This window comes from Amycolatopsis sp. NBC_00355, assembly GCF_036104975.1.
GTDB lineage: Bacteria > Actinomycetota > Actinomycetes > Mycobacteriales > Pseudonocardiaceae > Amycolatopsis.
This window is the reverse complement of sequence record NZ_CP107982.1, coordinates 4986720-4999617: the sequence shown is the minus strand read 5'-3', so window position 1 is coordinate 4999617 and position 12898 is coordinate 4986720. Positions and strand designations below refer to the sequence as shown.

Sequence of the window (12898 nt, the reverse complement as noted above, 5' to 3'; positions counted from 1 at the left end):
GCGAAGCAAGGTCATGGCGTGTGCGGTGGGGGCCTCTCTCCTGCTGGCCGGCTGCGGCGGGGGCGCGGACTCCGGCAGCGACACCGGTGAGAACGCGCTGCCCGGTGTCGACCAGTACCTCAACGCGCCTTGCCCGGAGGCGGCGGTCAAACCCGCCACGGACAAGGAGTTCACCTACTGGGCGATGTGGACGGCCGACGAGCCCCAGGGCAAGGTCCTGCAGAAGGCCTTCAAGTGCTTCCAGGAGAAGACCGGCGTCAAGGTGAACGTGCAGTGGCTGGGGCGCAAGGCCTACACGCAGAACCTGGTGCCCGCGCTGAACACCGACGCGGTGCCGGACCTGTTCGACCAGGACGTCAGCAAGGTCGGCGCGGCGATCGCGACACCGGGCGGCACGCAGAGCGTCGACGACGTCTTCGCGATGAAGGTCGGCGAGGGCGACAAGACCGTCAAGGACGTGCTTTCGCCCAGCTCGTACGACTTCCCGCAGAACAAGGACCGCGAGGGCCACAACTTCATGGTCCCCTACACCGTCCAGTCGAGCGCCTGGTGGTTCAACAAGGACGCCGCGGGTGACGTGCAGCAGCCGAAGACGATGGACGACCTGACCGCGTTGTTCGACAAGGCGAAGGCCGACGGCAAGGCCGCGATCAGCCAGGACGGCGACATCCCGTTCTACAACATGTACTTCTTCACCCAGCTCGCCGAGCGCTACGTGGGCTCGGGCGGGTTGAACAAGGCGGCGGCCGACAAGACCGGGCAGCTCTGGAAGACCGACCCCGGTTTCCTCAAGGCCGCCAACGAAACCGCGAAGCTGCCGAAGTACTTCATCGACGGCTGGGACGCGGCGAAGTTCCCGCAGGTGCAGCAGCGCTGGGCCGACGGCGACTCGCGCTACCTCTACGTCGGCACCTGGGCGCCGAGCGAGACGCGCGAGTACCTGGACAAGCAGGGCGCCGGAACGAAGATCAACTACAGCTCGTTCCAGTTCCCGATGCCGGCCGGTGCCACGCACGACACCGTCGAGCAGATGTCGATCGGCTTCGCCGTCACCAAGAAGGCCAAGCACGCCGAGGCCGCGAAGGCGTTCATCGCCTACTTCCTCAACAAGGACATCCTCTCGGGCATCCCGGCGGTGGCCGACAACCTGGTGCCGCGCGCCGACCTCGCCGTGCCGGACGACCTCAAGCAGGTCAAGGCCGCGATGGACGACCCGAAGAAGGAGCACGTCCTGCAGTACGACGGGATCGACGGCATCGCCGGCGGCAAGTGGCAGACCGACGTCTTCGACCCGGCCGACACCTCGCTGCTCAAGGGTGAGCTGAACCCCCAGCAGTTCGTGGACCAGCTCGCGGCCAAGGGCGCCGACTTCTGGAAGAACCAGAGCTGATGGCCACGGTCACGACGACGGCGGCGCGGGACCGGGGGGCCCGCGCCGCCGGCGCTGCGCACCTGCGCCGCAAGCGGCGGCTGTTCTGGCCGTTCGCGGCCCCGGCTTTGGTGCTGTACCTGGCTTTCCTGGTACTCCCGACGCTCGCGACCGTCGTCCTGAGCTTCACCAGCTGGGCCGGCGCGGGGGACACGCCCAAGCCCAACGGCGTCACCAACTACACGCAGATGTGGGCGAGCGACTCGTTCCAGTACGCCTTCCGCAACACGCTGGTGTACGTCTTCCTCGGCGGCGTCGGCACGTTCGCGCTGGCGTTCCTGTTCACCATGGTGCTGCGGGACATGCGTGGTGGCAAGGTCGTCCGGGCCATCCTGTTCTTCCCGAACATCGTCGCGCCGGTGGCGCTGGGCATGTTCCTCGGGTTCGTGTTCAAGTACCAGCCGGGCAAGCAGGGCCTGGCGAACTACGTGCTGGAGCACGTCGGCGCGGACGCGGCGAAGTTCCTGGCGCCGGCCAACGTCACCGGCGTCGTGACGGCGTCGCTGATCTGGGCCAGCTCGGGTTTCTACATCACGATCCTGATGGCCGCGGTCGACCGGATCCCGCCGTACCTCTACGAGGACGCCGAGCTGGGCGGCGCGTCGCCGTGGCAGAAGTTCCGCAACATCACGCTGCCGATGACGTGGGACGTCGTCGGCGTCGCCGGTGTCCTGTGGACGATCAACGCGCTGAAGATCTTCGAGCTGGTGTTCGTGCTGGCCGGGCCGGGTACCTACGCGCCGCCGAACCAGGCGTGGACACTCGGGGTCTACGTGTTCGACCGCACCTTCGGCTCGAACGGCACGCCCGACTTCGGGGCCGCCTGCGCCTGCGCGGTGGCGATGATCGCGCTGGTGTCGATTCTCGTTGTCCTGCTGCGCCGGTTGATGCGCCGTGACGCGATCCAGTTCTGAGGGGGATCCCATGACTGTCACCGACGCGCCCGTGCGCGCGGTCGCCAAACCACCGCGCAAGGTGCCGCGCAAACCGCGTCCGGCGCCCGGCTCGCGGAAGCTGAGCCCGTTGCGGCTCTTGGGTTCCGTGATCGTCTGGGCGTTCACCGCGGGCAACGTGCTGGTGCTGTACTGGCTGCTCACGGCCTCGTTCAAGACGCCGGTGGAGATCTTCACCAAGCCGTTCGCGCTGCCGTACCAGTGGTTCCACCTCGGCAAGCCGTTCCGGAACTTCATCTACGCCTGGAACAACGCGGGGTTCGGTGACGCCGTGCTGACGACGGTCGTCCTGGTCGGGCTGGCGACGGTCGCGACGGTCGCCGTGTCCGCGCCCTGCGCGTACGCGCTGACCCGGCTCGGCGTGCGCGGGTCCGGGCCGATGACGAACGCCGTCGCGATCGGCATGGGCGTCCCGTTCCAGACGGTGATCATCCCGCTGTTCGTGACCATGAGCAAAGCCCACCTGGACAACGAGTACGGCCTGTTCCTGCTCTACGTCGCGTTGTCGATCCCGTTCACCGTGTTCCTGCTGACCGGCTTCTTCCGCTCGCTGCCGGACGAGCTGGAGGAAGCGGCCTCTTTGGACGGTGCCTCGCCGACGCGGACGTTCTTCTCCGTCATGCTGCCGCTCGCCCGCGGCGGCCTGATCACGGCGTTGACGCTGAACGCCATCGGCCTGTGGAACGAGACGCTGCTGGCGATCGTGTTCCTCAAGGACCAGGCCCACTTCACGCTCTCGCGGGCGCTGTTCACCTTCTACGGCGCCGCGAGCTACCAGTCGGAGTACGGCGGCCTGATCGCCGGCGTGGCGATCGTCGTGCTCCCGATGCTCGTGCTCTACCTCGTGCTCGCCCGCCGGATCATCACCGGCCTGACCCTCGGCGCCGGAAAGTAGGACCTGATGGCCACCGTGAGTTTCCAGGACACGACCCGGTTCTACGCCGGGGTCGAGCGCCCCGCCGTCGACGGGCTCGACCTCGAGGTCGCCGACGGCGAGTTCCTCGTGCTGGTCGGGCCGTCCGGCTGCGGCAAGTCGACCACGCTGCGGATGCTGGCCGGGCTGGAGGGGGTCGACGACGGCTCCATCCACATCGGCGACCGCGACGTCACCGAGCTGGCGCCCAAGGACCGCGACATCGCGATGGTGTTCCAGAACTACGCGCTCTACCCGCACATGTCGGTCGGCGAGAACATCGGCTTCCACCTGAAGCTGGCCAAGATGCCGAAGGCCGAGCGCGAACGCAAGGTGCGCGAGGCCGCCGCGGTACTCGATCTGACGGAGTACCTCGACCGCAAGCCCGCGAAGCTGTCCGGCGGGCAGCGCCAGCGGGTCGCGATGGGCCGGGCGATCGTGCGCGAGCCGAGCGTGTTCCTGATGGACGAACCTCTGTCCAACCTGGACGCCAAGCTGCGGGTGCAGACGCGCACGCAGATCGCGTCGCTGCAACGACGGCTCGGCATCACGACGCTGTACGTCACGCACGACCAGGTCGAGGCGATGACCATGGGCGACCGGGTGGCGGTGCTCAAGGACGGTGTCCTGCAGCAGGTCGACACGCCGATCGGGCTGTTCGCGCGGCCGGTGAACGTGTTCGTCGCCGGGTTCATCGGCTCGCCCGCGATGAACCTGCTGGAGACCACAGTGGACAGCGACGGCGCGGTTGTCGGCGGGACGCGGTTGCCCCTGACGCCGGCGCAGCGCTCGGCGCTGACCGGGCCCGGCGTCGTCGTCGGCGTCCGGCCGGAGGGCTGGACGATCGGCGACGGCGGGTTCGACGCCGTCGTCGAGGTCGTCGAGGAGCTGGGCAGCGACCAGTACCTGTACTGCCGGGACGGCGACCGGGTGCTGACCGTGCGTACGCCGGGCATGGCGCCGTGGCAGCGGGGGCAGGCGATCGCGCTGACGCCGCAGCTCGGCTCGGTCCACCTGTTCGACGCGGCCACCGGTGACCGGCTGCCATGACGCGCCTGTACCGCACCGGGCTGGTCCTGCCCGCGGCCGAGCTGGGACCCGAGAACCCGTTGCCGCCCTTGATCAAGCCGGAGGCCGTCGCGTCGGTGTCCAATGTGGACGAGTTGCCGCCGGATCTCGCGGCGGGGCTGGACTACGGCCGGCTCGACACCGTGCTGCCGTGCCGGCTGCAGGACGGGTATTCGCGCTCGCGCACCGAGCGGGAGCTGCCCGCGCTGGTGCTGGAGAACGACCGGGTGCGGGCGACCATCCTGCCCACGTTGGGCGGCCGGCTGTACTCCCTGGTCCACAACGGACGTGAGCTGCTCTACCGCAACCCGGTGTTCCAGCCCGCGAACCTCGCGCTGCGCGACGCCTGGTTCGCGGGCGGCGTCGAGTGGAACCTGGGCAGCACCGGGCACACGACGCTGACCTGCGCGCCGATGTTCGCGGCTCAGGTCGAAGGGCCGGACGGCACGCCGGTGCTGCGGCTGTGGGAGTGGGAACGCACCCGCGACCTGCCGTACCACCTCGACTTCTGGCTGCCCGAGGACTCCGACTTCCTGCTGGTGGGCGTGCGGATCCGCAACCCGCATCCGCACGACGTCCCGGTGTACTGGTGGTCGAACGTCGCGGTGGCGCAGACGCCGGACACCCGCGTCCTCGCACCGGCGACGCAGGCCTGGCACTACGGCTACTCGGGCCGGCTGGACCTGGTCGACGTCCCGGGCTCGCTGACCTACCCGGCGCGCGCGGAGTCCGCCGCGGACTACTTCTTCGAGTGCTCGAAGCCGTGGATCGCCGCGGTGGACGGCGACGGGCGCGGCCTGCTGCAGACCTCGACCGAGCGGCTGCGCGGCCGGAAACTGTTCCTGTGGGGCGAATCCGCGGGCGGCCGCCGCTGGCAGGACTGGCTCGCGCCGGGAGCGGGCGGCTACCTGGAGATCCAGGCCGGGCTGGCCCGCACGCAGCTGGAGCACCTGCGTCTGCCGGCCGGCGACGCGTGGGACTGGCTCGAGGCGTACGGCCCGCTCGCGGCCGATCCCGCGGTGGTCCACGGCGACGACTGGCAGGCCGCCACCGACGCCGTCGTCGCACCGGTTTTGACCGGGTACCACGAACAGTGGCGGAAGATCCTCGACGTCGAGCCCGGTCCGCTGCTGGCCGAGGGGTCCGGTTGGGGTGCGCTGGAGGCCCGCCGGATGCCGACCTGCCTGCCGGGCACGCCGTTTCCGCCGGAGTCGCTGGGGCCGGAGCAGGAGCCGTGGCTGTCCCTGCTGGACGGTGTCCCGCCGCAGGGTGACCCAGGGGCCGTGCCGCCGTCGACGCTGGTCAACCGGTACTGGGCCGATCTGCTGGAGCACACGGCCGACAACTGGCTGACCTGGTACCACCGGGGTGTCGCGCGCTGGGCGGCCGGGCGTCACGAGGCAGCGCGGGAGGCGTGGGCGGCTTCGGTGTCAGCGGCCGAGAACCCGTGGGCCCTGCGCTGCCTGGCGGTGACGGCCGGCTCGGCGGAGGCGGCCCAGCTGTACGACCGGGCGTTGAAGCTGGCGCCGGCGCTGGAGCCGCTGCTGGTGGAGGCCGTCGCGGCCGGGTGCGCGCCGGAGCTGCCGCCGGAACCGACGGGACGGCTTGCCCTGCTGGCCGCTCAGGCGCGGCTGGCGCTGGGCGACGTCGAGGGTGCGCGGGCGATCTTCGACGCGGGGTTCGAGGTCGCGAACATCCGGGAAGGGGAGACGTCGTTGTCCGACACCTGGGCGGCGCTGTCGTCCGATCCGCTGCCGGGGCGCTATGACTTCCGGATGAAGTAGGCGGCGTGCCGCGTTCCGAGGACAGTGATCGTGCAGCATAATGCTCGAAACGGTGGTCAACAGCGCACTTTTTTGTGCACAGGAACCTAGGGAGTACCGCCGATGGCCCGGCACGAACGGTTGAGCACCCTGCTGGACATGCTGGGGCAGCGGGAAAAGATCGACGTCGAGGACGTGGCCGAGGAGCTGAGCGTCTCCGCGGCGACGATCCGCCGCGACCTCGACCACCTGGCGGAGCAGCAGTTGCTCACGCGCACCCGGGGTGGCGCGGTCGCCAACGACCTCGCCTACGACCTGCCGTTGCGCTACAAGACCGCGCGGCACGTCCCGGAGAAGCAGCGGATCAGCAACGCCGCGGCCGCCTTCGCCGCCAAGGGGATGGTGGTCGGCCTCAACGGCGGCACGACGACCGCCGGCGTGGCGCGGGCCCTGGCGATCCGGTCCGACCTGTCCGGGCGGGGTGACGCGCCCGGCATCACGGTGGTGACGAACGCGCTGAACATCGCGCACGAGCTGGCGGTCCGCCCGAACGTCAAGATCGTCGTGACCGGCGGTGTGGCCCGGCCGCAGTCGTTCGAGCTGAGCGGGCCGCTGGCCACGCGGGTGCTCAGCGAGCTGACCATCGACCTGCTGTTCCTCGGCGTCGACGCGTTCGACCCGGACGCGGGCGCGTTCGCCCACCACGAGGGCGAGGCCAGCATCAACCGCCTGATGGTGGAACGCGCCGAGCGCGTGGTGGCGGTGGCGGACGGGTCGAAGCTGGGCCGCCGCGCGTTCGCCCGCATCTGCGAGACGACGCAGGTGCACGCGCTGGTGACCGACGAGGAAGCGGACCCGGAGATCGTGCGCGCGTTCGAGGCGGCGGGCGTCGAGGTCCAGGCGGTTTAACGCGCCAGGGCGAGGGCCGCCGTGAGGACCCGGTGGCCGGCCGCTGTCGGGTGGACGTCACAGCCCCCGGCCGGCAGCTTGATCAGCAGCCCGGCCGCGCACGGGTCACCACCCGTGCGCAGGGACGCCAGCCGGAACGCCGTGAAGCCGTCGGCGATCTTCCCGTGGTAGCGGCGGGTCACCTGCGTGAGCGCCGCGTCGATCGCCTGCACCTGCTCGACCTGCGCGGGGTCGCGGTAGTCGAGCGAGTAGTACGACATCAGCACCAGGTCACCGCGGTAGTGGGCGCGCACCGCCCCGAGGATCGTCGCGACGTTGCGGCTCATCCGGTCCAGCGCCGCCTGGAAGTCCGGGCCGGTGCACTGGTCCGGCGTCGTGGCCTGGCAGACGAACATGTCGTTGGCGCCGATGTTCAGCGTCACCAGCTTGGTGTCCTGGTGGGTGCGCAGATACCGCGTGGCGTAGTCGATCTGGGTGCCCGCGTACGGCACGTGCAGTGGGAACGTCGTGCGGTAGCCGACGGGGGAGCCGACGGAGTTCTCGCAGCCGTTGCTCTGCGCGCCGGCCTTCAGCAAACTCCCGGTCGTCTCGCCGGGACACGACGCGTTGGCGACGCGCAGGCCGCGCAGGGCCGCGTAGTTCTCGGCGTAGCCGCGGAAGTTCGCCGCGTTCAGGTAGTCCGAAACCGGGGTCACGGCGCCGGGCCGGTAGCCGAACGCCACGGAGTCACCGAGGGCGAGGTACCCGCCGCCGTGCCGGACTCCGGCGTCCGCGGGCGCCGTGGCCAGCCCGGTGAGCGTGACGGCGATCGCCGTACTCGCGAGGAAAGTCCTGAACCGCATGACGGGGCTCCTTTCCTCGCAACGCCGCGAGGCCGGAACCGATTGTGCCGGTCCCGGCCTCGTTTCGGAAGCGTCAGAAGCCGATTGCCGGCGGCGCCTTCGGCCCGGCGATCCGGGCTTGGGGCGTGCCCGGCTCCACGGCGGCGCAGTGCGTGCCCTTGGCCGGGAGCTTGCCGGTGATCAGGTAGTCGTCGGTCGCCCTGGTGACGCAGTCGCTGTTCTTGAAGTAGGCGCCGTGGCCCCAGCCGTCGTAGGTGAGCAGCGTGTTGCCGGTCTGCCGGGCCACGGTCTGCGACCACACGTACGGCGTCGCCGGGTCGTACTTGCTGCTCAGGACCAGCAGCGGCGGCGCGCCGTGCACCTGCAGCGGGTGCTGCGGGTTGCTCGCCTTCTCCGGCCAGCCGATGCAGGCGGTCACGGCGGACCAGCCCAGCGAGTTGACCTTGACGTCCGGTGCGGAGGCCGCGGCCGCGCGCCGGTAGGTCTCCAGCTCGGCGTAGTTGTGCACCGGCAGGTTCCAGTCGTCGCAGAAGATGCTCTGGAACACGGTGTTGACCGGGATCTCGTCCCGCGCCCGAGCCGACGCGGCCGCCGGTGTGCCGTCCGCGAAGGACTTCAACGTCTTCGCCAGCTGGTCCCAGCTCGGGCCGTAGAACGCGCCCTGGAAGATCGACGCGAGGTTCAGTGGGGTGATCGGTTCACCGCTCTGCGGCGCCTTCAGTTCCCCGCGCGCGGCCTTGTCCTGCAGGTCCCGCGTCAGCTTGGAGACGTCTTGGCCGTGCAACACGCAGGCCGGCGTCCGGCCGCACCAGCCGGCGAACTCGCCGAACTCCGCCTGCACGGACTGCGTTTCGCTGCGCAGGAAGTCCCACGCGCCCAGCTGCGAGTGGTCCATGTTGCTGTCCAGCACGAGCGCGCGGACCTTGCCGGGGAACAGCTCGGCGTACTGCTGGCCCATCAGCGTCCCGTACGAAACGCCGTAGTAGGTCAGCTTCTTCTCGCCGAGCGCGGCGCGGATCGCGTCCATGTCCCGCGCGACGGTCTTGGTGTCGGCGAAACTCGCGAGCGGCCCGGTGAGCCGGGAGCAGCTTTCGCCGACCTTCCGGTTGTACTGCGCGAGCTGTTCGAACTCGGCCTGATTGCGCGGCACCTCGGGGTGGTCGGCGATGACCTCGTCGAGGCCGCACTTGATCTGGGTGCTGTCGCCGATGCCACGCGGGTCGAAGCCCACGGTGTCGAAGCGCTTGGTGACCTCGGCCGAGAGCGACCAGCCTTCCTTGACCTGGCCCGCGCCCGGCCCACCGGGACCGCCCGGGTCCATCAGGACCGCGCCGATCCTGGCCTGGGGGTCGGTGGCCTTCCGCCGGGCGAGCGCGACGCTCGTGGTGCCCTTCTCCGGGTGGGCGTAGTCGATCGGCACGGTCACCGCGCCGCAGTCGACGCCCGGCGCGTCCGCGCAGGGTTTCCAGTCGACGCTTCCCGTTCCGGCCGCCGACGCCGGCGCCGCGGCCAGCAGGCTTCCCGCTACCGCCGTGACCGCCGCCGCGGTCAGCAGCCGCTTGCGTACCCCCAGCATGGCCCGTCCTCCCCGTCACTGACCGTGGTTGATCGGCTCCAGGAAATCACCAAACCGGTGATCGCGCCAGGTTCGCAGGTGGATCCCATCGTGGCGTCCACTGTGGACGATCGCGCGGCGCAGCCAGGCCGTCGCGACGGTGCCGAGTACGCACAGCGCGCCCAGCACGCCGAACGCCCAGCCGAAGCCGGTCGCCGGATCGATCGTGAGGCCACGGGGCAAGACGATCACGCACAACGCCCCGCCGACCGCGCCGCCCGATGTTCACCAGCGCCGTCGCGTGCCCGAGTTCGTTCGCGTCGACCGAGGCGTACGCCGCCGTCGACGCGGGCATGATCGACAAACCCAGCCCCGCGCCGCGGACCAGCAGCAACGCCTGGGTCGGCCACATCGGCGTGTCCGGGCCGAGCCAGGGGCATCGGCACCGTGCTCGCCGGCACCACCAGTGACCCGGCGAGCGCGACCGTGCCGCGGGGGAAAAGTGCCGCTTTCAGCGGGTGGAGCTGCCGCGGACGATCAGCTGGGCGGCCATCGTCGTCGTGGTCGCCGCGGGGGATCCGCTGCCGCCGATGCGGTCCAGCAGGAGCCGCGCCGCGAGCTGGCCCATCGAGTGGGCCGGCTGGGCCACGACGGTCAGGGTCGGCGAAATCAGCGTCGTCCAGGGCGCGTCGTCGAACGAGACGATGCCGACGTCGCGGCCGGAAGTCAGGCCCAGCTCCGCCATTGCCTGCAGGACGCCGATCGCCATCGTGCTGCTGGACACCAGGAGCGCGTCCGGCGGATCGGCTCTGGTCAGCAACTGTTTCGCTGCTTCGTATCCGCCGGTTTCGCGGAATTCGCAGCGGCGTACCAGCCGCGTCGAGAGTTTCCGGCCCGCGTCGCGGAGTCCGTCGCGGTAACCGTCGAGGCGGTCGTCCGCCGTGGTGATCCCCGGCGGCCCCGCGACGCAGGCGATCCGCTCGTAGCCGCGATCGACGAGGTGCCGCACGGCATCGCGGGCCGCGACCCGGGAGTCGACGAGCACCGCGTCGCAGTCGGCCGCTTCCAGGCGCCGGTCGACCGTCACGATCGGCGTGCCGTGCGCGAGCAGCGGGCGGACGTCGCTCTCGGCGGTGGTCGGCGACATGATCACGCCCGCCAGCCGTTCCTGCGCCGCGACCTCGACGTACCGGCGTTCCTTCGCGGTGTTCTCGTCGGAGTTGCACAGCATCACGGAGAACCCGGCGGCCTGCGCGGTGTCCTCGACCCCGCGCGCGATCGCCGTGAAGAACGGGTTCTCGACGTCGGAGATGATCAGCGCGAGGACCGCCGTCTCGCGGCGGCGCAGGCTGCGGGCCAGCCCGTTCGGCGTGTAGCCGAGCTCGGCCACCGCCCGGGCCACCCGTTCGGCCAATGTCGGGTCCACAGTGGACTTGCCGTTGAGTGCCCGGGACACGGTCGCGGTGGACACCCCGGCCAGTGCCGCCACGTCGGAGATCGTCGCCACCGCGTCCTCGTTCACCTGAGTCGTTGCCAGTGTTCCGGACACACCATAGCTTGGTGGTAATCGATTTCCCGCATGGCGGCCCGGCGGAGGGGTGGATGACCGGACTGCTGCTCGGCGTGGACATCGGCACGGCCGGCTCGAAGGGCGTCCTGGTGGACGCCGAGGGCGCCGTGCTCGCCCGGTCCGTCCGCGAACACGGCGTGTCGACGCCCCGCCCGGCTGGGTGGAGCACGACGCCGAAGCCGTGTGGTGGACCGACTTCACCGCCGTCGTCGCGGACCTGCTGCGCGCCGCCGGCGGCCGGCCTCTCGCCGGGCTCGGGATCAGCGGCCTGCTGCCCGCCGACGAGCACGGCGACCCGCTGCGCCCGGCCATCCTGTATGGCGTCGACACCCGGGCCGGCGCCGAAATCGCGGAGCTGAACGACGAGTTCGGGGCCGGCGAGATCCTGGCGCGCGGTGGTACGCCGCTGACCGGCCAGGCCGTCGGGCCCAAGGTGCGCTGGCCGGCCCGGCACGAGCCGGATGTCCACGTGCACGAAGAAGCTCCTGATGGCGAGCTCGTTCCTGGTGCACCGGCCGGTACGTCCTGGACCACCACTCGGCCAGCCAGTGCACGCCGCTGTACGACCTCGCGGCCGGCGCGTGGGCGGCGGACTGGGCGGAGTGCGTCGCGCCCGGGCCGGCGCTCCCGGACCTGCTGTGGCCGACCGAGATCGCCGGCGAGGTCACCGCCGCCGCGGCTGAACGGACCGGGCTGCCGGTCACCGCCGGCACGGTCGACGCCTGGGCGGAAGCCACGAGCGTCGGCGTCCGCGAGCCCGGCGACGTGATGATCATGTACGGCACCACGATGTTCCTCGTCCAGATGCTCACCGAACCCAGGCCGCACCCCGGCTTGTGGGGTGCGCGCGGGGTCGCGCCGGGCAGCTTCACGCTCGCCGCGGGCATGGCGACGTCGGGCGCGGTCACCGACTGGCTGCGCCGGCTGGTCGGCGGCGGCTACGCGGACCTGGCCGCCGAGGCCGCAGACGTGCCGGCGGGCAGCCGCGGGCTCCTGCTGCTGCCGTACTTCGCCGGGGAGCGGACGCCGCTGTTCGACCCGGACGCGCGGGGCGTGCTCGCCGGCTTGACGACCGCGCACACCCGCGCCGACCTCTACCGCGCGGCACTCGAGGGCATCGCGTACGGGGTGCGGCACAACCTGGAGGCGATGGCCGCCGCGGGCGGCGCGGCCGGGCGCCTGGTCGCGGTCGGCGGCGGCACCAAGGGCGGCCTGTGGACGCGCATCGTCTCGGACGTCACGGGCTTGCCCCAGCAGATCCCGGCCGAGACGATCGGCGCTTCCCTCGGCGACGCGCTCCTGGTGGCGGAGGCCACGGGCCTCGGGATCGACCTGGCCCGCGCCAATCCGATCGCGGCAACGGTGACGCCCGACCCGGCGAATGTCACGCGGTATCAGGAGTTCTACGAGCACTACCGGGCGTTGCACGACGCGACGGCGAAGACGGCGCACTTCCTGGCGGCGCGGCAACGTGAGTCAGCTCGGTAGCACGGGTGCCGTGCCAACGTTGTCACCCAGGCGGTGGTAGCCGCCGTGCCGCCGCGCCGTGCCAACGTTGTCGGTCCACCCGGCCGCGGTAGTCCTCCAGGGCCGCGACCGACTCCCTGACCTGCTCGAAGGACGGCAGTGCCCGCACGTTCGCGATCAGCGTCATGTCCTTGCGCGGGATCTCGACGAAGCACACTTCGACTCCGGAGAGTGACGCTTTGGCGGCCACCTCGGCCTGCCACGTCGGCAGATCACCGTCGATGCCCAGCCATTCGTGCAGGTACACGCACCACTTGCCGCGGCGGAGCTCGTCGGCGATGGCGTCCTGTGCCACCAAGTACGGTTCTGTCACTCGGTCGGACACTGCTTGTCCTGGGTGAACCACGGCATGACTTCCCTCCTGCACCC

12 protein-coding genes and 1 pseudogene are annotated in these 12898 nt (G+C 70.9%); 8 read left to right on the top strand and 5 right to left on the bottom strand.

The genetic code is table 11. The features are described 5' to 3' along the window. The first annotated feature begins 13 nt into the window (after positions 1 to 13). The 6 genes from OHS18_RS22050 to OHS18_RS22025 all read left to right on the top strand — a co-directional run bounded on the left by OHS18_RS22050 (position 14) and on the right by OHS18_RS22025 (position 7035). Positions 14 to 1390 (top strand): ABC transporter substrate-binding protein, encoded by a 1377-nt coding sequence (locus OHS18_RS22050; RefSeq protein ID WP_442875422.1) that lies wholly within the window; start codon positions 14 to 16, stop codon positions 1388 to 1390. Then, complete coding sequence (locus tag OHS18_RS22045) at positions 1390 to 2343, top strand: carbohydrate ABC transporter permease (RefSeq protein WP_328618350.1); 954 nt, start codon at positions 1390 to 1392, stop codon at positions 2341 to 2343. The genes OHS18_RS22050 and OHS18_RS22045 overlap by 1 nt, the downstream gene beginning before the upstream one ends. A 10-nt stretch (positions 2344 to 2353) precedes the next feature. After that, entirely contained in the window at positions 2354 to 3277 is a 924-nt protein-coding gene (locus tag OHS18_RS22040; RefSeq protein ID WP_328449747.1) for a carbohydrate ABC transporter permease, read from the top strand. Positions 3278 to 3283: 6 nt separating this feature from the next. Continuing rightward, positions 3284 to 4345, top strand: coding sequence for an ABC transporter ATP-binding protein (locus OHS18_RS22035; protein ID WP_328618349.1), 1062 nt, complete (start codon positions 3284 to 3286; stop codon positions 4343 to 4345). Next, positions 4342 to 6147: a DUF5107 domain-containing protein gene (locus tag OHS18_RS22030; protein WP_328618348.1), complete on the top strand. Its 1806-nt coding sequence runs from the start codon at positions 4342 to 4344 to the stop codon at positions 6145 to 6147. Before OHS18_RS22035 ends, OHS18_RS22030 begins: the two co-directional genes overlap by 4 nt. A gap of 102 nt (positions 6148 to 6249) precedes the next feature. Continuing rightward, complete coding sequence (locus OHS18_RS22025; protein WP_328618347.1) at positions 6250 to 7035, top strand: DeoR/GlpR family DNA-binding transcription regulator; 786 nt, start codon at positions 6250 to 6252, stop codon at positions 7033 to 7035. Here OHS18_RS22025 and OHS18_RS22020 read toward each other — a convergent pair. From OHS18_RS22020 to OHS18_RS22010, 3 genes are all read right to left on the bottom strand, one after another. Continuing rightward, complete coding sequence (locus OHS18_RS22020; RefSeq protein ID WP_328618346.1) at positions 7032 to 7877, bottom strand: SGNH/GDSL hydrolase family protein; 846 nt, start codon at positions 7875 to 7877, stop codon at positions 7032 to 7034. The genes OHS18_RS22025 and OHS18_RS22020 overlap by 4 nt on opposite strands. Positions 7878 to 7950: 73 nt before the next feature. Further along, positions 7951 to 9453 carry an alpha/beta hydrolase gene (locus OHS18_RS22015; protein ID WP_328618345.1) on the bottom strand — a complete coding sequence of 501 codons (1503 nt, stop codon included), beginning with the start codon at positions 9451 to 9453 and terminating at the stop codon, positions 7951 to 7953. A 15-nt stretch (positions 9454 to 9468) separates the two neighbouring features. Continuing rightward, positions 9469 to 9684 carry a hypothetical protein gene (locus OHS18_RS22010; RefSeq protein ID WP_328618344.1) on the bottom strand — a complete coding sequence of 72 codons (216 nt, stop codon included), beginning with the start codon at positions 9682 to 9684 and terminating at the stop codon, positions 9469 to 9471. A gap of 29 nt (positions 9685 to 9713) precedes the next feature. Between OHS18_RS22010 and OHS18_RS22005 the strand changes: the two genes are divergently transcribed. Further along, the gene (locus tag OHS18_RS22005) at positions 9714 to 9902 is read left to right on the top strand and encodes a hypothetical protein (RefSeq protein WP_328618343.1); all 189 of its coding nucleotides are present in this window, start codon (positions 9714 to 9716) and stop codon (positions 9900 to 9902) included. A 41-nt stretch (positions 9903 to 9943) separates the two neighbouring features. Here the strand turns inward: OHS18_RS22005 and OHS18_RS22000 are convergent, their stop codons facing one another. Then, entirely contained in the window at positions 9944 to 10939 is a 996-nt protein-coding gene (locus OHS18_RS22000) for a LacI family DNA-binding transcriptional regulator (RefSeq protein WP_328618555.1), read from the bottom strand. A 95-nt stretch (positions 10940 to 11034) separates the two neighbouring features. Here OHS18_RS22000 and OHS18_RS21995 point away from each other — a divergent pair. Further along, positions 11035 to 12490 (top strand): annotated as a pseudogene (locus OHS18_RS21995) (FGGY-family carbohydrate kinase). A gap of 22 nt (positions 12491 to 12512) precedes the next feature. Here OHS18_RS21995 and OHS18_RS21990 read toward each other — a convergent pair. Then, on the bottom strand, positions 12513 to 12824 hold the full coding sequence (locus tag OHS18_RS21990; RefSeq protein WP_328618342.1) for a hypothetical protein: 312 nt from the start codon (positions 12822 to 12824) through the stop codon (positions 12513 to 12515). Positions 12825 to 12898: the final 74 nt, after the last annotated feature.